The following is a 21,704-nucleotide window of genomic DNA, read 5'->3' as shown; positions in this document are numbered from 1 at the left end:
TTTTTGAGGAGGAAAGACATTGAACCAACATGTACAATCGGAAATCAATCGCCTTGTTCATCGCTTGAAACAAGACCAATCCGCTGATGGTTCGTGGAATTATCCCTTTGACACCGGGATAACAGCAGATGCCTATATGATCATATTATTGAAAATTCTAGATATGGAAGATACTCCTCTTATAGAGGCTTTAGTAAAAAGAATCGAAAGCAAGCAAACGGAAAACGGGTCATGGAAACTTTTCCAAGATGAGAAGGACGGCAATGTTACGGTTACGATCGAGGCTTACTATGGCCTTCTTTTTAGCGGACTCCGCAATAAGAATCATCCCCATATGAGGAAAGCCAAACAATTCATTCTTTCCAAGGGCGGCATCAAACAGGCCAAAATGTTAACGAAAATGATGCTTACTGTCACCGGACAATATCAATGGCCGCGCCTATTCCCCATTCCTCTCGAAGTGGTCTTACTGCCACCGACCTTTTTCGTCAGCATTTATGATCTTTCCGTATATGGGCGGGTCAACATGATTCCATTGCTATTGCTTGGCCATAAAAAGTTTCAGATCACGACCCCGGACACGCCAAGTTTAAAAGATTTATTTCAAACAAGGGAGGACAGTTCCGAAGAGCAAGTGTGGGAAGAATACCGTACCGAAGAATATCGTTCCTTCTTCTCCAAACTTCAAACAGGCGTCAAAACCTTGATTGGATATCCGGATTATTTGCATTCCTTGGCCCTGGATTCAACGAAAAGGTTCATGCTCGACAGGCTGGAACCAGACGGGACACTGTACAATTATTTCGGCTCCACCTTTTTCATGATCTTTGCCCTCCTTTCAATTGGATATTCGAAAAGAGATCCAGTGATTCTAAAGGCCATTGCCGGTCTGAAGGGGATGGCCTGCTCCATTGAGGGACACACACATATCCAGTTCACGACGCCCCATGTTTGGAATACCTCCTTAATAAGCTACGCCCTTCAAGAAGCGGGAATGCCTTTCAAAGACAAAGCGGTCAAGGCGGCCAATCAGTACTTGCTGTCACGCCAGCATTATATGTATGGAGATTGGCTGATCCATAATCCTGACGCAATTCCCGGCGGCTGGGGGTTCTCGGATTTGAATACCATGAATCCGGATGTCGATGATACGACCGCCTCACTGCGGGCGCTGGCTAAGCAATTGCAAGCAAAGCCGGATAATCGGGACAGCTGGCAGCGCGGTGTCGCCTTCACGATCTCCATGCAAAATGATGATGGTGGATTTCCCGCCTTCGAACGGAATAACGACCATAAATGGCTGCAGCTTATTCCCATAGAGGGTTCGAAATATCTCCTGACTGATCCTTCCACCGCTGATCTGACAGGAAGGACGCTGGAATTCCTGGGGAACTATACAAATATGAAAAAGCCGGAAGAAGTCAGTAAAAGAGCGGTGGATTGGCTACTGGAAGACCAAAAGCGTGATGGCTCCTGGTATGGGCGCTGGGGCATCTGCTATCTATATGGCACATGGTCTGCACTGACCGGCCTGAAGGCAGCAGGGCAAGCCACTGGACATCCATCCATCCAAAAAGCCTTAACTTGGTTGAAGAAAATTCAAAATGAAGATGGCGGCTGGGGTGAATCTTGTTACAGTGATATCAAGCAACGATATATCCCCCTCGGAACTAGCACACTGACACATACAGCCTGGGCTGTGGATGCGTTGATATCGGCATCAGAAAGGCCGGCAGCCGAGATTGAAAAAGGCATTGCCTATCTCATCCGTGCAGGTCAACAAGAAAGCTGGACCAATGATTATCCTGCAGGCCAGGGAATGGCAAATTTTTTGTATATCCATTATCATAGCTATCGTTATATTTATCCCCTTTTAGCCTTAAGTCATTACAATAAAAAATTCCTGGAGACTTAATCGCCAGGGTTTTTTTCATATTAAAGGTGAATATGTGGATTACCTGTGGAAAAGTAGTGAATAAAACCGGAAAGTTATCCACAATCCGAGGTTATCCACATTCATTTATCCGTAAAAGTGGCAAAAGCAAGAATTTCCCCATCAAATTTGTTGATTCATTCATTTCGGCTATGTAAAAATGACTGGTTTTATACAGGTTTGTGGATAGTTTGGGGATGAGCACGATTTTATGTGAAAACTTTATCCAGTTTATCACTATAAAATTCTATCGCCTTAGCATAAGATTGTATTTCTTGATCCCTCGAGGTTTCGGCAATGATCTTCAAAAGAGATTCCATCGCAAGATCATGTTGGCCCAAATTATAAAATGCCATGGCCCTGAATACCAATAAAGCCTTATCCCCAGGAAACTTCGCCAGTCCGGTTTCCAATGTCCGTCTTGATTTTTCATATTCCCCTATTGTGCGATATGTGCTCCCCAACCCGAGGTAGGCCCCTTTTGCATCGTCCTCCGGCAAACCTAATTCGAGTGCCGCTTCATAATAGGGCACCGCCTTTACCTCAAGTCCGAGAATATCCAAACTCCAGGCACACTGATACTGTATGACTGCATCACCGGGATTTTGCTTTGCTAGATCCATCAATATACGATTGGATTTTTCGAATTCTTTCTTTTCCCTTAAGTGCAGGGCCCTTTCCAAATTCCCCATAAACATTCCTCCATTGTATATGATTCCTTAATGCCCCTATTCGCGATTCTACTTTTCAATTCCTTCTTATATGTATAAAAAAGCCCATCTTTCAACAATGCTGAAGCCAGGAACTAATATGATCGTTAAGGATGCGGAAGCTTCACTTCCCCACTGGCTTGGCAAATAAAAAAAGGATCTGCCACCCGGCAAATCCTTTCATACATTTCAATCTCCATATATCATGGATTACTATCGACATGACATATGATTAATCATCCATTTGGTTTTTCAATACTTTTCCCGTGGTGGCATCCACCACTACATCATATTCCTTTAGTCCTTGTTTTATTTCCAGCTCATACACAAGGGTGCCATTCTCTGAATCCAGCTCGATATCCGTTACTTGACCATCCACCGCTTTCAAGGCAATCTTTTCAGCTTGATCACTGCTGACTTTTGCAGTTTCCACGGCTTGTTGTGTGCTCATATCCTCATCATCACCGTCTTCCGTCTCCAGAGAAAGAATCTCTCCTTTTTCAGCATCAACGTCAACGTCCTGATAGCCTTCTTTCGTTTTTACGGTCATCTCATAGGTCATCGGCTGGTCCCAATCCTTTTCAAATTGAGTAACTTCCCCGCCTAGTTTTTCTGAAATCATTTTGACAGCCTCATCCTCGGATAGGTTCCCCTTATTGACTGCATATACCGTCGTTCCAGCAGCACCGCCGAAAAGCAATACAGACGCTATGGACACTGTCATGATTACCTTTTTCCTTTGAATGATACCTTCTTTAATCGTACTCCACTGTTTTTTCATGAATGATTCCTCCTTTAAGTTGTTACCTTTATAATAAGCACCCTTCATGAAATGAACATGAGCGTTAGATTAGAATTTGATGAGAAAGAGTAAGAGTCACCAACGTTCCCTCTCCCACCTCGCTTTGAATCTCCAATTTACCGTCGATTGACTCTACAAGCGTCCGGGCGATGGATAGCCCGAGCCCATTGCCTCCCGTTTTCCTTGCCCTTGATGAATCAACGCGATAAAAACGGTCAAATACATGTGGGAGATGTTCTGGTGATATCCCTCCGCCGTGATCTTTCACACCGATGACAATTTCATTATCCTGCCGTTTTATCATGATCTGTATACTTGATTCACTATATTTCATTGCATTGTCCAATAGGATGACAATTACCTGTTCAAGCTTACTGGAAATGGTCATTGCATAGATTTCCTTAAACTCTGACTCTATCGTTATTTCACGATTTCCCGTCCTTCTGAATGTTTGGGCAATCCCTTCACAAAACGAAATGAGTTCTATTTTCCCTTCCACATCTTCTGAAGGTTCCGTTTGGGAAGCTGACTGCAGAAGATGTTCCGTCAGCTTTTTCATCCGGACGGCTTCATGATGGATTGCCTCCACTGCCTCTTCCTGAATAGCCTGATCCTTCATTCCCCAGCGTTTCAATAGAGAGGAGTAGCTTTCGATTACCGTAATCGGTGTTTTCAATTCATGTGAGGCATCTGAAAGGAATTGCTGCTGTTGGTTATAATTCCGCTCCAGCCTTTCCATCATCCTGTTGAATGCCGCTCCCATCACCTGCAGCTCGTCCTTTGATTGATCCGTTAGCGGTATCCGTTTGAATTCCCCGCTTTTCTCAATATCCTTCATCGTTCCGCTCATGACCGATATCGGTTTGAGGATCAGGTTGGCCAGCCACTTACCGGCAAGAATCGATAACAGAATGACAAAAAGGGATGCACCGCCCAAAACGAGGGCAAGCGTCGATAAATTATCAAGGAGGGTATCCTGCGGCTGTGTGACCTCGATCATCCCCAATTTCTTCCCCTCATCAGGATAAGGATAACGGTAGGTCAATACATATTCACCGTCAGCTTTGGCAAAATCATATCCTTTCTCGTTCATGGATTTAACCGCAAGCCCCTTGAGGTCCTCTTCATCCGTAAATGATTTTACCAGCCTTCCATCCATGTCGAATATCCGCACCATTCCATCGTCCGGGATATACGGCTCCATTAAATCGGAATCACCGGAAATCAAATCTTTCGTCAGGATATTTTCTTCGATTAATGAAGCTTGATCTTCAAGCAGATCCCGTTCCCTCTCTAACGATATCCAAAGGAAGGCGATTAAAACGATGATACTCAACAATATGAGCATGACGCTTAAAAAAAGACTGGAATACGATTGGATTTTCGTCCGAATCTTCATACGGGCTCCTTCAGGCTGTAACCTACCCCGCGGTAAGTATGGATGAGCTGCAGCTCAAAGGGATAATCTATCTTTTTGCGCAAATAACGGATATACACATCAACCACATTCGTATCCCCTGCAAAGTCATATCCCCATACATGTGTCAGGATTTGCTCCCTTGAAAGTACTTGATTTTTATTTTGCAAAAGATAAACCAGCAAATCGAATTCACGTGAAGTCAGCTCAATCCTATTGCCTTGCCTGTGAATGTCCCTAGTACCAAGGTTCAGCTTCAGATCATGGATCTTTAATTCATCCGCTTCCCCTATTGATTGGCTCTCCCTTACATGGGTACGAAAACAAGCACGGATCCGTGCCAGCAGCTCTTCAATTTCAAACGGCTTCGTTACATAATCATTCGCGCCATGGTCCAGGCCGTTCACCTTGTCTGGCACAGCATCCCTTGCGGTCAGAAGGATGACCGGTGTCGATCCATTCTTTTTCCGGTAACGCCTTAGTACCTCTATGCCATTCAACTCGGGCAGCATCACATCCAATAAGATTAAATCCCACTCTTCGGCTTCCGCCCTTTCCAGACCTGCCTTTCCGGTAAAAGCCGATTCTGTTTGATAACCCTCATGATTAAGTTCCAGCTGAAGGACCCTCGCTATTTTTTCTTCATCTTCTATTATTAAAATTCTCTTATTCATGATCATCACCACCTACCCCTTAGTGTACTGAAGAAATATGAAAATATCATGAGAAATTGACCCCTCCGCATAAAATAATGCATTTAATTTTTGTACCTTTAAAAGGACAATAAAAAGAACCGGATGTGAAAACACACCCGATCCATTTCATTCACCGTTCCAATGCTGGCCAATGAATTCATCGCGTCCCGATTTCGCACGGTCCGCTTTATAATCATCTTTGTTTTTTTTATGATAGCCTTGATGGTATTCTTCGGCAGGGTAAAAGGTTTGGGCCGGAAGGATTTCCGTTACGATTGGTTTCTGGAACTTCCCGCTGGCCGCTACCTTTTCTTTCGCTTCAAGGGCCAGTTTTTCTTGAGCTTCATCATGATAGAAGATGGCCGTCCGATATTGGCTTCCTCTGTCATGGAATTGACCGCCATCGTCGGTTGGATCGATTTGCTGCCAATATAGTTCCAGCAATCTTTCATAAGGAAATAACTGAGGATCGAAAGTGATTTCCACGACTTCATAATGCCCAGTAGTTCCCGTCTTCACTTCCTCGTAAGTCGGGTTTTCAACATGTCCTCCCGTATAACCGGATACGATTCCCCCAATCCCCGGTTGTTCTTCAAATGGTGTCACCATGCACCAGAAACAGCCTCCAGCAAATGTAGCCTTTTGCATAATGGTCATCCTCTTTCCTTATGTAATAGAAATTAATTAATATACCATATTTCAATCCTGACACTGTGCTTTTTTGATTTGCGAAGCCTCCAGGGATTTACGCTTTGTTCAATCTTTTGACCAGCCCTTTTCCTTGAATTTTACGATTGCTTCAACGCGGTTGCTTACATCCAATTTATCAAGGATGACTGATATATAATTACGGACCGTTCCATTGGTCAGATAAAGCTGGCTTGCGATTTCCTTTGTGGTCTTACCATCTGCGATCAATTTAAGCACCTGGCTCTCTCTTTCAGTCAAAGGGTTTTCTTCTTCGAAAGCCATATCCACCAGCTCGGGAGCATAAATGCGCCGCCCATCCATGATGACACGGATCGAGTTCGCCAGTTCCTCACTAGGGCTATCCTTGAGAAGATATCCGCCTACCTCGGCCTTTCTTGCTCTTTCAAAATACCCAGGACGTGCAAAGGTGGTCAAAATGATGACTTTGCATTGGTGGCCCTGATCCTTGATCTCCTCCGCTACATCTAGCCCGGTTTTAACTGGCATTTCAATATCGGTTATGCAGATATCCGGCTTTAATTGATTGACGAGATTCATTGCTTCTTCCCCATTGCTCGCTTTTCCGACAACTTCCATGTCACTTTCCAAATCAAGGATGGACCCTAGTGCGCCAAGCAGCATCCGCTGATCTTCGGCAATTACGATTCGAATCAAGGTTAATCCCACCTATCCATTATTTTTTATAGCATTCGGAACCCTTATATACAGTGTCGTTCCATCTGTTGATCTAATATCCAGGCTGCCATTAACGAATTCGAGCCTTTCTTTCATTCCTTGAAGTCCATTTCCTTTAATATACTCTGATCGATGTGAAAGTCCCACTCCATTATCCTGTACTGTGATCGTCACCCCTGTTTGTAATTCTTCGATGACGATATTACAGCAGTCCGCACCGCTATGCTTGACGATATTGGTCACAGCTTCCTTCAAGCACATGCTCAAAACCGTTTCAACAAGCAATGGGGTATCTCGCAATTCCGTGGTGCCTTCCAAATTGAATTCTATCTCTGCCGCTTTCAATATTTGCTTGACCCGGATGATTTCATCGCTTAGCTTCGCCCCACGCATTTCCGACACCATTTCACGTACTTCCTTGAGTGCCGTCCTCGCCGTTTGACGGATATCCTTGATTTCCTTCTTGGCTGTCTCCGGATTCAAATCGATCAATTTCCCTGCAAGGTCACTTTTCAAGCCAATCAAGGACAGCTTTTGTCCAAGTGTATCATGTAGGTCACGGGCAATCCGCTGACGTTCTTCCATTTTGCCAAGCTCTGATATTCGTTTATGGGCGTCCTCCAATTGTTCTTCCAGCATACCCCGTTTATTCCGATTATACGTGTTGAAAGGGAGAAGGATCACTCCTACGACACAAATGAGCATAAAGGGAAATTGCGAAAAGAAGGTAGGGTCTTTCATGATGAAGCCAATATTGACAGACACGATGGTAGCCAATAGCTGGATTGAATATAATACGAAAAAGCCAACCTTATTTTGAACATTCCCAATAAAGAATGCCAAAAAGAGTGAAAAGTAAATGTAGCTGAAAAATATGGTCATCGATATGGAAATGATTATTTGTATCGCCGTCCACACGTATACGGGCCATCCCTTCGAAACGAATGAGAGACCATATGATATGAAAAACAAAATGATCATGACGATTCCAAAGACTATCTCCAACATCGAAGAGGATTTGAAGATGAAATAAAAAGGAAGGATACAAAAAATGATCCAGACATAAGGGCTCAGCCCTGTGTTTTTCGGAAAGATATGATACCAACTTTGCATGGCGCCGCCTCTATTTCTTTTTACCCTAGTATATACTAAGGAGTTTCATCAAAAAACCATCCAATGGGAATTGAATGGTTTTTTGATGAACTATTTATTTTTCTTGCAGACTTGGACGTTTATTATTGATTTCCACCTTAGACTTTGTTTCATTTAGACGTTCCTTAATCTCTTTAAAACTTACAAACGTCTTGTTTTCTCCATCATAAAGGCGAAAGCGAAGCGATTTTAAACTTGAACTAAGGGTGATTGTCGTTGCCTGCTGCAATGGCAGGGTGGAATCATGGACTTTTTCCAAGTTATAGTTTGGCACTCTTGGACTAAGGTGATGCACGTGGTGGAAACCGATATTACCGGTTACCCATTGCAAAACCCTTGGAAGTTTATAATAAGAACTTCCATCAATGGCAGCCTTCACGTAATCCCATTCAGATTCCTCTTCAAAATAAGAATCTTCGAACTGATGCTGTACATAAAACAGCCAGATGCCCAGTGATCCCGTTACAAAAAGCATCGGTACCTGAATCATCAGGAATGCCTGCCATCCGATAGCCAAGCATAAAAGACCATAAATTGCCACGATTGCAGCATTTGTCAAATACGTATTCATCCGTTCTTTCTTTTTAGCGCCCTTTTTATTCAGACGGTTCGATACAAGAAATAGATAAAATGGACCCAATCCAAACATGACGATCGGATTTCTATATAAACGGTAAGCAAGACGCCCCCAGAATGAAGCGGCGATATATTCATCAACGGTCATGATCCAAATATCCCCTGTACCGCGTTTGTTTAAATTACTGCTTGTTGCATGATGTATGGAGTGGCTATGCTTCCATTGCTCATAGGGAAATAATGTAACGATCCCACTGATTGTACCCAGGACGCTATTCGCTTTCCTGCTTTTGAAAAACGATTGATGGCAGCAATCATGGAAAATGATGAAAATCCTGACTACGAATCCAGAAGCAAGAACGGCCAATGCAAGTGTCAGCCAGTATGAAATGGTTAAGCTTTGATAAGCTAAAAACCATAACAGGAAAAATGGCGGAAATGTATTTATGAGCTGTTTCACGCTTGATTTAGTACTGGATTTTTCAAAAGGGGCAATATCTTTTCTCAATTGTTTTTGATTATGGTTACTCATGTTTTCCTCCTCTTAAAATATATGGAGTGTTTGAATGCATTAATTCAAAAAACGATGTCGGCATCTCTGCTTTAAGTATAAGATTAATAATCGACTTTCTATAGTCATAAACGTCAAATCCCTGCCATGACACTTGTCATATACTTGTCTGCATCAAAACTTTTCACACGTATTTTTTCCTCATTCATCATTTTTAAACTGCAAAAAAACGTGAATTTCCCATCAATCCGATTCCAAGAAATCGCCTGCATTTATTCGATCAAATAAAAAAAGATCCGCCTTTGGCGAACCCATTATATCTTGATGGCATAAACCCGTTCAGGTCGTCCTACCGTGCCATATGTTAAATCGGCATCAATTTTTTCCTCTGACATCAAGTGCTCCAGATACCGCCTTGCCGTTGTCCTGCTCACGATTTCCTTCGCCACTATTTCCGCAGTTAACCCCGGGGAAGATTTCCCCAACACAACCATCACCTTCTCCAAAGTCATCCGATCGATTCCTTTTGGCAGTGAAGTTTGTTCCCTCTCTTTTTCTTTCATTTCCTTTCGCAAAAGCTTGTCCACCTGTTGCTGCGTTACGGGAAAATTGCCCTTTTCCAATTCAGACAGTTTAATGTGATACTCTTGATACCGGCGTAACGACTGCTTGAAACGTTCAAATGCAACAGGCTTGATTATATAATCAAATATGCCGATCTTGATGGCCTCCTGGACTTTTTCAATTTCTTTAGCCGCCGTTATCATGATGACATCCATTTGTTTGCTTTGCTGCTTGATTTCCTTCAGGATATCGAGCCCATTCATATCCGGAAAATACATATCGAGCAGCAATAGATCCGGCTGCATGATTTCAATGAAGCTTTTAGCCTCGTCATAGCTTGAAGCGATCCCGATCGTTTGAAACCCCTCAAGCTTTTCGATGAATAGCTTTTGTATCTCGGCAATCCGCAGGTCATCCTCGACGATCAGAACTTCTATAGCGCGATGGGCCATCATTTAATCCCCCTCTGTCTTTTGGTATTGCTACTGTAAAGATCGTATATTCCCCTTCTTTCGTCGAAAAAGTGATATACCCCCCTAAACCATCAATTGCTTCCTGAACAAGGCTCAAACCTATACCTGAATTGGTTTGATGGCTTTTCGTCGTAAAACCGTTCCGGAAAATCAGTTCGGTAACCTCTGAGCTCATCCCTTTTCCATTATCTTCAACCTCTATGATCAACTCTTTACCCAAGTCCGTGACGAACAACGATACCCTTTTTTCCTCCCTTTCGTTTTCCCGTACAGCTTCGAAGGCATTATTGATGAGATTGCCGATGATCGTCACTAATAAATCCCGATCTATTTCGGACGGAATATCTTTAAAACTGCTTTCTCTATCGATGGTAAAATCAATTTTCAGCTCGCTGGCTAAACTTACCTTCCCTAAGATGAACCCCGCAATGATCGGATCGGGCACTTCCTTCATCAGAAAGTGAATGAAGCCCTGGGTCACATCGACTTCCTTCGATATGAAATCCATTGCTTCTTTATATGAACCAAGTTGAATCAAGCCCAGCAGTGTATAAAGCCGATTGGAATATTCATGTGTCTGGGCCCTCAGCCCTTCTGCATACGCCTTTACATGTGACAGTTCTTGAAGGAGATTGGATAGCTCCGATTTATTTCTCAAACTTGCAACGGCACCGATGATTTCCCCCTGTCCATTCAAAATGGGAATCCGGCTTGCCAAAAAAACTTCACCGTCAATCATGAATTCCTGGTCATATTCGGCCTGTGCCGTGCTTACTACATCAAGCAAATGTGTATGCGTTATGACTTCTTCGATTTTTTGTCCGCGAAGCATGACGTCTTTAGGAATATGAAGGATTTTATGCGCCGTTTCATTGACGATCGTGATTTTCCCATGAACATCAATGGCAATGATGCCTTCATGAATGGATTCCAAAATGGCATGCTTCTCTTGAAACATCCAGGCGATCTCTTTCGGCTCCAGACCCAATATCGCCTTTTTTATATTGAATGAAATGAAAAAGGCCACCAACAAACCGCCGATTAATATAAAAGAGATGATCAAGACGATTTTTCTTTGTATACTGGACACTTCTTTTTCAATATCATCCTGTAGGTAGCCAACGGAGACGACACCAATGACCTTTTCATTGGCGATTATCGGGGATTTCCCCCTTATGGAAGGTCCCAATGTGCCAGTGGACTCCGTGATGATGGATTTCCCATCCCAAACCTCGGCGTTATCTCCCCCAACCATTTTCTTTCCGATCAAGTCGGGATTTGGATGGGACAGCCGTGTTTCATTCTCATCTCCTATTACTATGAATTCCGCATCGATCTGCCTGCGAATTCTTTCCGCGATGGGCTGGATGATTACAGAAGGATGATCCGTTCGAAAAGCTTGTTTAATTTCAGGCAGCAAAGAAATGGTCTGGGCAACCGACAATGCTTTTTCCCCTGTTTCCTGCTTCAGGTTATTTTCCAGGATATTTATGAAAATAACTTCAAAGATTCCACCCATTAAGATGATTAACGTACAGATGCCCAGCATCAACTTGGTGTGTAAACGCATTCAATCACCTCTACTTACATCATATAAAAAATAACCCCTTTAAAAAAGGGGTTATTTCACAACATTCAGAAAATATCGATTAACCTTCAATATTGATGACAACATCCTTCCCTCTCTTCTTAAGTAAAACCGGAATGAGCAGCCATAATGCCGTTACGATCAGGAAGGTCAGCGAAAGCGGCCGAGTGAAAAACAAACTGTAATCCCCATCGGATATCGTCAGTGCCCTGCGCATATTGTTTTCTATCATCGGCCCTAAAACCAGGCCTAATACCAACGGGGCGATTGGATAATCATTTTTACTTAAGAAGTATCCCAAGACCCCGCACCCTAGTAATAGCAATAAATCATAAGTCGATACTTGTACCGCGTAAACACCAAAAATGGAAATCGCGATAATGATCGGAATCAAATATTTCTTTGGCGTTTCAATGATTTTCGCAAACACCTTAACGAGCGGGAGATTAAGGATGAGGAGCATCAGATTCCCGATGAACATACTGGCGATAAGTCCCCAAGCCACCTGGGGATGGTCCTCGAATAATAATGGACCTGGCTGAACATTGTACATCATGAGCGCACCCATTAAAATCGCCGTCGTACCGGAACCCGGAATTCCCAGCGTCAATAATGGTATCATCGCTCCGCCAGAAGCCGCGTTATTGGCCGTTTCAGGACCAGCCACACCAGCGATCGCCCCTGTACCGAATCTACCAGGTTTTTTTGAAATCCGTTTTTCCATAAGGTATGAGAAGAAGGAAGCAAGAGTGGCCCCTGCACCCGGCAGGATTCCTACAAAGAAACCTAAGAGCGATCCCCTCGCAATCGGCCCCGCAGATTCCTTGAATTCTTCTTTGGAAGGAATCAAATTATTGATCTTTGCAATTTCCCCATCATCCTCGTCCTTTTCCAAGATTGTCTTGAATACTTCCCCAAGGGCGAATAGACCAACAGCGATCGTCAGGAATTCGATCCCTTGATACAGCCAAGGAAAGTCGAATGTAAAACGGGCGATCCCGGATACATTATCAATGCCTATCGTCCCGATCAACAAACCGCAAACCGTCATGATCAGTGCCTTGGTTACGGATTTTCCCGCAAGGCCGCTGACTGCCGCCAACCCTAGAAGCATGAGTGAAAAATACTCCGCCGGACCGAATTTAATGGCAATCGTCGATAATGGCTGAGCCAAGGCAATCATGGCGATAAGGGTGACGATCCCTCCGACGAAGGAACCGATCGCCGAAATGGATAAAGCACTCCCCGCTCTTCCCTTCTTGGCCATTTGGTAGCCATCCAATGTGGTGACGACAGAAGAAGATTCGCCAGGTGTATTCAATAGGATTGAAGTTGTCGATCCTCCATACATCGCTCCATAATAAACACCTGCAAGTAAAATGATGGCGCTTGTTGCCGCTTGCTCTGGAGGAAGTCCACCTGTAATCGAAGCGGTTACCGGAATTAAAAGAGCCACACCGCTCATCGGCCCGATCCCCGGCAAAACGCCGACCGCCGTACCGATCAATACTCCGACAAATGCAAATAGTATGTTATACCAAGTTAGTGCCGTTTCAAATCCATGCATTAAATAATCAAAAGTGCCCACTTCACATCCCCCTTCCTTTTATGAAAACCAGATTGGCCAACCCGGCAGTGTTCCCTTTAACACATTCACGAATAAATAATAGATGATTCCGGAAAAACCTGCGGAAATGATGAGCGATGTCACCCACTTATTCCGTTCCATCGTTTGAAAGCAAACAAACAAAAACAGAAAGGTCGTAATGACATACCCTATCGTTTCCAACGTCAAAATATAAATCAAGGTGGAGAGCAGAATGATGATAAAAGGTTTATATTGCAGCTTTTCCTTACGTGATTCCTGCCCCTTGCCCCGAAATGCCTCATAGAACAGGCGAATACTTAAAAGAGAAAGAACGAGCCCCAATACAAAAGGGAAAATGTCCGGTCCTACCGAACTTCCATAAGAAGAACTGGCCAGTTTCCTGCTTCCTATCATAAACAGCACTCCGACAGCCAGAAAGGCTGCAGAAGCAAAGCGATCAAATTTAACATCCATCACAATCCCCCATTTCAGAAAATAAGAAGAAGGTGAAAGCACCCCCTTCTTCCCGATTATTTTTCCATGCCTAAAGCTTTCAATAATTGCTGCACCTGTTTCTCCTGTTCTACTAAAAACTTGCTGAATTCTTCACTATTTTTATATTCTTGTTCCCATCCCTGCACTTCCACTTCCTTTTTCCATTCAGAAGTTTCAACTAGCTTCTCAATGGTTCCGTCCCAAAAGGTTTTCGCTTCACCAGACATATTCTGAGGTCCAAAAACGCCTCTCCAAATCGTGAATTCAGCATCGACCCCTTGTTCCTTTGCCGTCGGTATGTCTTTAAGATCCCCACCTAAACGTTCATTCGAGGTTACGGCCAACACTCTAATCTTTCCTGCTTTTAAAAATTCCCTGACACTGGATGCATCCGTTCCGATCACATCCGCATTTCCGCCAAGCAATGCCGTAATCGCTTCCCCGCCACCGTCGTAAGAAACGTATTTAAGTTCGGTTGGATTCAGGCCATATTCATAGGCTGGAAGAATGGAAATCAAATGATCCATGGATCCCGGTGCCGATCCCCCTGCAAAGGTCAGCTTACGCGGATCTTTCTTCACCGCTTCAAGCACTGATTTCAAATCCTTGAATTCAGAATCCGCCTTTACCACTATCGCCCCATAATCCTTTGTCAGCTGCGCCAAAGGAGTCGTATTTTTATATCCATAAGGACTGTTGCCTTCTTTTTTAAGGTTATTGATGATGACAGGCGGTGAATTAACGAACAGCATGTCATTATTATCCGCTTGCTGTGTTGCATAATCCGCCATGAAGACAGCGCCCCCGCCGCCGGGTTTGTTTTCGACGGTCAATGGCTGGTTCACCAATTTCGTCTCACCCAAGACCTTTGTAAATGAACGGGCCGTTAAATCCCATCCCCCACCTGCACCCGAAGGAGCAACGACCGTTATCGCTTTTTTCGGATAACCTGTATCTTCTTTCTTTTCTCCTGATGTCCCCGAACTGCTGCATGCACCTAAACTTAAAGCTAACGAACCTGCCAATAGTACCGCTGATATCTTTTTACGAGAAAACATAGTAATCCCCCTTTTGAAAGCGTTTTCTTAATTCTACAAAAATATCTTCGCTTTCAATGATTGCCCAACTAAAATGCATAAATTCCAAAACCTTCATATTGTTCATAAAGTTTTATCGGGAGACACGGGAAAAAGGCCCGCCCACAAAGAGCAGCCCTGCTAGAATAGTATTTTTGATAGATACACGACCATCGTTACCGTTATGCTGCTGAATAAAGTCGACATCAAAACCGCCTGTGCCGCATACTCCGGATGGTTGTCATATTCCAAAGCGAATAATGCGCTGTTTCTGGATGTGGGAAATGAGCTTGCGATAAACAACCCTTGGGCGACAGTCCCTTCCAAGCCCAGCATGAGAATAATCAGGAAGGCGATGGATGGCGAGAGTATTAAACGCCCCGCCAAGCTAAGGATAAGCGGAAGCGGGAAATGCGTTATTTTCAAATAGGCACTCTGTGCACCTAATGTAATCAATGCAATGGCTATGAAGGCACTCGCAATATTTTCAATCGGGGTCCATAAGAAAAGCGGAATGTCGAAAGAAACTGAATGTAATATTAAACCAAGCAATAAAGCATAAATGACGGGGTTCTTCAAGAACTCGCGAATGGCACCCTTCGCACTTTTTGTATGGACGGAAACAGAATTCATCAATCCATAGGTATAGGTCAACAGGTTTTGAAAAATGATAACGATGACTTGGATCGACAGGCCAAGGGGATTTCCATTAAAAACCATCTGACTGACAGGCAACCCGAAATTGGCCGAGTTATTCAGGACTACACTATTTTTAAACGTGGCCGAAAGACTTTGATCAAACCTGGCAAGTTTCGCTACCACTGTACTCACGATGATGAGGCTTACTGCTTGAAGAGCAAGGAAGCTGAATATCTGGACGATCATCCCCCCGCCCAATTTGCTTTGATAGATATTGACAAAGCTAATGGCGGGCATGAGCAGGAAGTGATTCAATTTAGACAGCGTATTCATATCCAACTTGAATTTACGATGCAGTATGGCCCCCGCCCCTATAAGGAAAAAAACCGGTACAATGACATTCAATACGATCAGAAACAGGACACTCACTTGACTTCCTCTCCATTCCTTAGGCAAATTCCTGATGATATACATCTCCCATCTATCATAATGCCGGGATGACCATAATTAAAATACCAATAAATTATCGTTATCCATTCAAAAAAGGAATGATAAAAAAGCATTTCTGCCCTTCCCGTTAAATATCCCTCATGAAATCGACGCCTTTGACAAATTCGACAAACTCTTTGACCAGTTTTAATTCCAGCGACTTTTCATGATATAACATCCACGTATTCCTGATAAGGGGATTACCTTGCTTGTCCTTAAGGTCCATTTGACGGAGGTTTTGGTCTTTCTCCAATAAAACACTGGGGAGGATGCCATATCCCAGGCCATTCCTGACCATTTCCTTGCATGTATCCCCTTTGTCCACTTCCATCCCCACCAAAGGAGGTCCGGAAAAATTGTCTCTCCACCAATTATCGATCATTGTTTTCAAAAGGGCATCTGTCCCATAATCGATCCTCGGCAGGAAAGGCAGGTTCCGGACTTCGATTTCTTCCTTGGAAGCAATACAAATCGTTTCCTCAAAAAGATGATGCCTTGATCCTGACCATTGATAGTCCCCCCGAACAATCCCGACATGCACTTCTTCCTTATAAATGAGGTCCAGCACTTCTTTACTCCAGCCAGTTGTCACATGGAAATCCACTTTAGGAAATCGCTCACGAAATATTTTCAGCAGGCCTGGCAACTTATGCAGCGTAATATAGTTGGAAACACCCAGCCGTAATGTTCCACTGATCTCCTGACCCATATTGAATGCTGTCTCTTTTATCTGCCGGAGCCTGATCAGCATCTCATCTGCACAGATGGCCAAATATTCACCTTGAGGGGTGAACTGCACTCCCCTAGTTCCCCGCTCCACAATCTTCAGATTGAATTCCTTCTCCATTTGTTGAATCCGTTTCGTTAAAGAAGGTTGCGAGATATATAAACTTTGCGCCGTTTTAGTAATATTCCTGTGTTCATGCAACACCTTTAAAATATGCCAATCCCTTTCGTTCATAACCCTTCCCCCGATACGAATTCCCTTGAATGTTTTATAAAAACTGTACCACAAAAGGCCTGTTGGATATATCCTTTTACAAATACAAAAAAGCCCAGGCCAAACCGGCAGGACTTTCCGATAAGCATCCTTCCAGCGAAGGATGCTCAGTCATTCAATAGAATTCTTTCAGGACATGTGTAGATATTCAGTGAATCATTGCGAATGAACCCGACCGTCGTGATTCCCAATCCTTCAGCCAACTCCAAAGCCAATTCAGTTGGAGCGGACTTCGAGAGTATCAGTTCACAGCCGATTTTCGCCACTTTCAAGAGAATTTCCGATGAAATCCGGCCGCTGAACACGATAGCCTTCCCTTCCATCGAAATGCCATTTTTCAAGCAATGCCCGTATATTTTGTCCAAGGCATTATGCCTTCCGATGTCCATCCTGCTTAATACGAGGCCACCGGCATCACATAAAGCGGCATTGTGGACTCCGCCCGTGTTCTGGAAGGTGACAGCAGAATTTTGTAAATCCTTCATCAAGCGGAAGCAGTCATCAGGAGTCAGTTTCACCGAAACATCATCCATTTTCTTGGCAGTCAATGCATCATTTACAAAGACGAAACCTTGTCTGCTCATTCCGCAGCATGATGTAATATACCGCTTATTTTGAAAGTCCTGGAAGTAGGGATTCACTTTATCCGTCTTCACATGAACAAATCCTTCTTTTTCCTGGACCCAGATTTCTTTTATCTCATCATATTTTTTGATGATTCCTTCCGAAGCCAAATAACCAATCACCATATCCTCGATGTATTCAGGTGTACAAACCATCGTGACGAATTCCTGGCCATTTATTTTGACAGTAACGGGATGCTCCGTTACGATCGCATCTTCCGTCCGCTCGATGTTACCTTTGGTTATCCGGATGATGTCCCTCTTGATTTCAATCGCTTTCATGCTCCCACTCCTTTTACTATCCAGGAGCCTATTGACCAATATGTAAGGAACATGGTCAATGCCCGTTGAGTTTGTCCGCTATATTCTTATCAAATACGAATACGGAAATCGCTATGTTTTCTTTGATTTTGATGTCTGAAAACAAATGGAGCAGTTTAGCTCCAACCAGATCTTCCATTCCATCGGGAGGACTCTCCGAATACACATCCTGAACCATTTTGGTTCGTGCAGAATGGACCATATCCCTTCCTTCCTCCGATCTTGATATGAACATTTCCGTAGGAGTCAAATTTCCATATAACGTAGAAACGGCCATATTTTCCACGAAAACCGTGTGTATCCGTTCTGGCCCTTTACCGAATAGTTCCTTGCGCAGCTTACGAATCATATCATTGAATTCATGGATAACTTTTGACACCGTTGCGTCACTCCATTTCAAGAAAAATTAAGTTCTCAATTTTCTTATCATAAATCAACGCGAAGAAAAACGAAAGGGATTTGGGAATGATACCCTCTTTCCAGGATTGTTTCTTTTCATGATAAAAGGTATAATATCAATGATGAAAGTTGGGAGCATGATAGTGTACTGTTGTGTCCTATCTTTTTTAAAATTATCCATTATGGTATGGATTGGTATATTGGCAAGCTTTGCTATTAAACTATTCCACCATGACCTACATTTCCGTTCAGAGACGGAGGTGTAATCATGGTGGTTTTTTTGCGTCTTTTTGGCTATAAAAGGGGGAAATATAATGAGCGATTCAAACATCACCATCACAATCAACGGGAAGGCTTATACCGCTAATGAAGGTATGACAATACTGGAGGTCATCAACCAAAATGAGATGGCTCACCCACAGATTTGTTATGTTCCTGAAGTGGATCCGATCCAAACATGCGACACATGCATCGTCGAAGTTAATGGGAAACTCGTCCGGTCATGTTCGACAAAAGCAGTGAGCGGCATGGATATAGCCTTGGACTCAAGCAAGGCAAAAGAAGCCCAAACCGAGGCCATGGACCGGATACTTGAAAACCATTCTTTATACTGTACTGTATGTGATAATAATAACGGAAATTGCAAGCTACATAACACGGCAGAATTAATGGAAATTGAACACCAAAAATATCCTTATACACCGAAAGTGGAATTGGGTGCCGTCGATATGTCCCATCCATTTTACCGCTATGATGCCAATCAATGCATCGCATGCGGGCAATGTGTTGAAGTGTGCCAAAACCTTCAGGTCAACGAGACGCTGTCCATCGACTGGGAAGCAGAACGCCCTCGGGTAATATGGGATGAAGGAACGGAAATCAATAACTCGTCTTGTGTAGGCTGCGGACAATGTGTAACGATCTGTCCATGTAATGCATTAATGGAAAAATCGATGCTTGGCGAAGCTGGTTTCATGTCAGGCTTGAAAAACGATATGCTTGAACCGATGATAGACCTTGTCAAAGAAGTGGAACCTGGATACAGCGGGATCTTTGCCATTTCGGAGATTGAAGCGGCAATGCGAGAGACACGGACGAAGAAGACAAAAACGGTCTGTACGTTCTGTGGGGTTGGATGCACATTCGAAGTCTGGACAAAAGGCCGTAAAATCCTTAAAGTCCAACCTACTCATGAAGCACCCGTCAATGCGATATCCACATGTGTCAAAGGGAAATTCGGTTGGGACTTCGTAAACTCGGAAAAACGTTTGACAAAGCCCCTGATTCGGAAAAATGGAAGATTCGTTGAATCAAGCTGGGATGAAGCACTTGATTTGGTTGCATCCAGACTCGGTTCGATCAAACAGCAATACGGCAGAAATTCAGTAGGCTTCATTTCCTCTTCCAAGATCACGAATGAAGAAAACTATGTCATTCAAAAACTGGCACGGCAAATGTTCGAAACGAATAACGTGGACAATTGCTCTCGTTACTGTCAATCTCCGGCAACAGACGGACTGTTCCGTACAGTCGGCATGGGCGGAGATGCTGGTACGATCAAAGATATCGCCGCAGCAGGTCTTGTCATCATCGTTGGTGCCAACCCGGCAGAAGGCCATCCCGTACTGGCGACACGCGTTAAACGGGCTCACAAGCTTCACGGACAAAAACTGATCGTAGCTGACATCCGCAAAAACGAAATGGCCGAACGTTCCGACATCCATATCAGCCCAAAACAAGGAACGGATCAAGTTTGGTTGATGGCGGTTACAAAATATATGATCGATCAAGGCTGGCATGATCAAGAATTCATCAATGAAAATGTTAACTTCTTCGACGATTATAAAGAAGTACTTGAAAAATATACCCTGGAATATGCAGAAACACACACAGGCATTTCAAGAGAAACATTGATCCAAATTGCTGAGACCATTCGCGATGCAGATGGTACATGCATTCTTTGGGGTATGGGCGTAACACAAAACACCGGTGCTTCCGATACTTCGGCGGCAATTTCCAACCTGCTATTGGCTACGGGTAACTACCGTCGTCCAGGAGCGGGAGCCTATCCGCTTCGCGGCCATAACAATGTACAGGGCGCTTGCGATATGGGTACCCTTCCAACATGGCTTCCAGGATATCAGCATGTTACCGATGACGTGGCACGTGCTAAATTCGAAAAAGCTTATGGAGTGAAAATCGATGGCCAACCAGGCTTGAACAATATTGAAATGCTTAAAGCGATAGAAAAAGGCGACATGAAGGCGATGTATCTTGTAGGTGAAGATATGGCACTTGTTGACGCGGATGCCAACCATGTTGATAAAGTGTTATCCGGATTGGACTTCTTTGTTGTCCAGGATATTTTCCTTTCAAGAACTGCCCAATATGCCGACGTGGTATTGCCCGGTGCTCCATCTCTTGAAAAAGACGGAACCTTCACCAATACGGAGCGCCGTGTACAGCGATTATATAAAGCCCTTCCCACTATGGGAGATTCTAAGGCGGACTGGGAAATCACCCAAGAGATCGCCAACCGCTTAGGTGCGAATTGGAACTACTCTCACCCTAGTGAAATCTATGACGAAATGGCAAGCCTGTCACCGATATTCAGCCAAGCGAATTATGAAGTGCTGGAAGGATGGAACAGCTTCCTCTGGGGGAGCCATGATGGATCAAGCACGCCGCTTCTTTATGTGGATGGCTTCAACTTCCCTGATAAAAAAGCGCGCTTTGCACTGGCTGACTGGGTGGAACCTCATAAATTCCCGGAAGAATATGACCTTCATATCAATAATGGACGCATGCTGGAGCATTTCCATGAAGGGAATATGACGAACAAATCCAATGGAATCCAAGCGAAAGTACCTGATATTTTCGTCGAGGTTTCCCCAGAACTTGCCAAAGAACGTAAAGTCAGTGATGGCGGACTCGTTCGCTTGGTGTCTCCATTCGGGGCCGTTAAGTTAAAAGCATTGATCACAGACCGTGTTAAAAATAATGAGCTATTTTTACCGATGAACTCCGTCGATAAAGACTCTGCCATTAACTTCCTGACCGGTCCCATCTATGATCGACGCACAAGCACGCCTGCTTACAAACAGACGATGGTCCGCATGGAAGTATTAAGCGCAAGCGGAGACATTCCATTACCGGGTACCAATCCACGGAACAAAAAACGTCATCCTCAAAATGGTGTCGAGGTTGAACGTAAGTGGGCCCGTCCAGGGTATGTTCACTTAACGGATAATTAAACAAGGAGGGTGA

Annotated in this window: 19 protein-coding genes; 2 read left to right on the top strand and 17 right to left on the bottom strand. The window is 43.8% G+C overall.

Annotated features, from left to right (window positions below; all coding sequences use genetic code 11):
- The first annotated feature begins 19 nt into the window (after window positions 1-19).
- Window positions 20-1,915 (top strand): squalene--hopene cyclase, encoded by a 1,896-nt coding sequence (gene shc, locus AC1DIV_RS09185; protein ID WP_340878059.1) that lies wholly within the window; start codon window positions 20-22, stop codon window positions 1,913-1,915.
- Window positions 1,916-2,142: 227 nt separating this feature from the next.
- Here the strand turns inward: shc and AC1DIV_RS09180 are convergent, their stop codons facing one another.
- From AC1DIV_RS09180 to AC1DIV_RS09100, 17 genes are all read right to left on the bottom strand, one after another.
- A complete protein-coding gene (locus AC1DIV_RS09180; protein ID WP_340878060.1) occupies window positions 2,143-2,625 on the bottom strand; it encodes a tetratricopeptide repeat protein in 483 nt (160 codons plus the stop codon).
- A 250-nt stretch (window positions 2,626-2,875) separates the two neighbouring features.
- The gene (locus AC1DIV_RS09175) at window positions 2,876-3,424 is read right to left on the bottom strand and encodes a PepSY domain-containing protein (protein WP_340878061.1); all 549 of its coding nucleotides are present in this window, start codon (window positions 3,422-3,424) and stop codon (window positions 2,876-2,878) included.
- Between the two features lie 64 nt (window positions 3,425-3,488).
- Window positions 3,489-4,844: a sensor histidine kinase gene (locus tag AC1DIV_RS09170; protein ID WP_340878062.1), complete on the bottom strand. Its 1,356-nt coding sequence runs from the start codon at window positions 4,842-4,844 to the stop codon at window positions 3,489-3,491.
- Window positions 4,841-5,536 carry a response regulator transcription factor gene (locus tag AC1DIV_RS09165; RefSeq protein ID WP_340878063.1) on the bottom strand — a complete coding sequence of 232 codons (696 nt, stop codon included), beginning with the start codon at window positions 5,534-5,536 and terminating at the stop codon, window positions 4,841-4,843. Before AC1DIV_RS09165 ends, AC1DIV_RS09170 begins: the two co-directional genes overlap by 4 nt.
- Before the next feature lie 147 nt (window positions 5,537-5,683).
- The gene (gene msrA, locus AC1DIV_RS09160; RefSeq protein ID WP_053536794.1) at window positions 5,684-6,205 is read right to left on the bottom strand and encodes a peptide-methionine (S)-S-oxide reductase MsrA; all 522 of its coding nucleotides are present in this window, start codon (window positions 6,203-6,205) and stop codon (window positions 5,684-5,686) included.
- Between the two features lie 108 nt (window positions 6,206-6,313).
- Window positions 6,314-6,922, bottom strand: coding sequence for a response regulator transcription factor (locus tag AC1DIV_RS09155; protein ID WP_053536795.1), 609 nt, complete (start codon window positions 6,920-6,922; stop codon window positions 6,314-6,316).
- A gap of 12 nt (window positions 6,923-6,934) precedes the next feature.
- The gene (locus tag AC1DIV_RS09150) at window positions 6,935-8,056 is read right to left on the bottom strand and encodes a sensor histidine kinase (protein ID WP_048688106.1); all 1,122 of its coding nucleotides are present in this window, start codon (window positions 8,054-8,056) and stop codon (window positions 6,935-6,937) included.
- A gap of 94 nt (window positions 8,057-8,150) precedes the next feature.
- Window positions 8,151-9,203, bottom strand: a complete 1,053-nt coding sequence (gene desA / locus AC1DIV_RS09145; protein ID WP_340878064.1) for a Delta(5) desaturase DesA — start codon at window positions 9,201-9,203, stop codon at window positions 8,151-8,153.
- A 293-nt stretch (window positions 9,204-9,496) separates the two neighbouring features.
- Entirely contained in the window at window positions 9,497-10,201 is a 705-nt protein-coding gene (locus AC1DIV_RS09140) for a response regulator (protein ID WP_477576200.1), read from the bottom strand.
- Window positions 10,158-11,789: an ATP-binding protein gene (locus tag AC1DIV_RS09135; RefSeq protein ID WP_340878065.1), complete on the bottom strand. Its 1,632-nt coding sequence runs from the start codon at window positions 11,787-11,789 to the stop codon at window positions 10,158-10,160. Before AC1DIV_RS09135 ends, AC1DIV_RS09140 begins: the two co-directional genes overlap by 44 nt.
- 79 nt (window positions 11,790-11,868) lie before the next feature.
- Window positions 11,869-13,395, bottom strand: a complete 1,527-nt coding sequence (locus tag AC1DIV_RS09130; protein ID WP_340878066.1) for a tripartite tricarboxylate transporter permease — start codon at window positions 13,393-13,395, stop codon at window positions 11,869-11,871.
- 18 nt (window positions 13,396-13,413) lie between these two features.
- Window positions 13,414-13,869: a tripartite tricarboxylate transporter TctB family protein gene (locus tag AC1DIV_RS09125; RefSeq protein WP_053536800.1), complete on the bottom strand. Its 456-nt coding sequence runs from the start codon at window positions 13,867-13,869 to the stop codon at window positions 13,414-13,416.
- Between the two features lie 56 nt (window positions 13,870-13,925).
- Window positions 13,926-14,948, bottom strand: a complete 1,023-nt coding sequence (locus tag AC1DIV_RS09120; RefSeq protein WP_034310025.1) for a tripartite tricarboxylate transporter substrate binding protein — start codon at window positions 14,946-14,948, stop codon at window positions 13,926-13,928.
- 159 nt (window positions 14,949-15,107) lie between these two features.
- The gene (locus AC1DIV_RS09115; RefSeq protein ID WP_323066286.1) at window positions 15,108-16,034 is read right to left on the bottom strand and encodes an AEC family transporter; all 927 of its coding nucleotides are present in this window, start codon (window positions 16,032-16,034) and stop codon (window positions 15,108-15,110) included.
- Between the two features lie 148 nt (window positions 16,035-16,182).
- Window positions 16,183-17,055 (bottom strand): LysR family transcriptional regulator, encoded by an 873-nt coding sequence (locus tag AC1DIV_RS09110; protein WP_340878067.1) that lies wholly within the window; start codon window positions 17,053-17,055, stop codon window positions 16,183-16,185.
- 146 nt (window positions 17,056-17,201) lie between these two features.
- Entirely contained in the window at window positions 17,202-17,999 is a 798-nt protein-coding gene (gene fdhD, locus AC1DIV_RS09105) for a formate dehydrogenase accessory sulfurtransferase FdhD (protein ID WP_323596303.1), read from the bottom strand.
- A gap of 55 nt (window positions 18,000-18,054) precedes the next feature.
- On the bottom strand, window positions 18,055-18,417 hold the full coding sequence (locus tag AC1DIV_RS09100) for a Na-translocating system protein MpsC family protein (protein WP_048688083.1): 363 nt from the start codon (window positions 18,415-18,417) through the stop codon (window positions 18,055-18,057).
- A 334-nt stretch (window positions 18,418-18,751) separates the two neighbouring features.
- Between AC1DIV_RS09100 and fdhF the strand changes: the two genes are divergently transcribed.
- Window positions 18,752-21,691 carry a formate dehydrogenase subunit alpha gene (gene fdhF, locus AC1DIV_RS09095; protein WP_340878069.1) on the top strand — a complete coding sequence of 980 codons (2,940 nt, stop codon included), beginning with the start codon at window positions 18,752-18,754 and terminating at the stop codon, window positions 21,689-21,691.
- Window positions 21,692-21,704 lie beyond the last annotated feature (13 nt).

This window comes from Peribacillus sp. 05N428 (assembly GCF_056397085.1).
The sequence above is the reverse complement of the archived record's forward strand: the minus strand, read 5'-3'. Positions and strand labels throughout refer to the sequence as shown.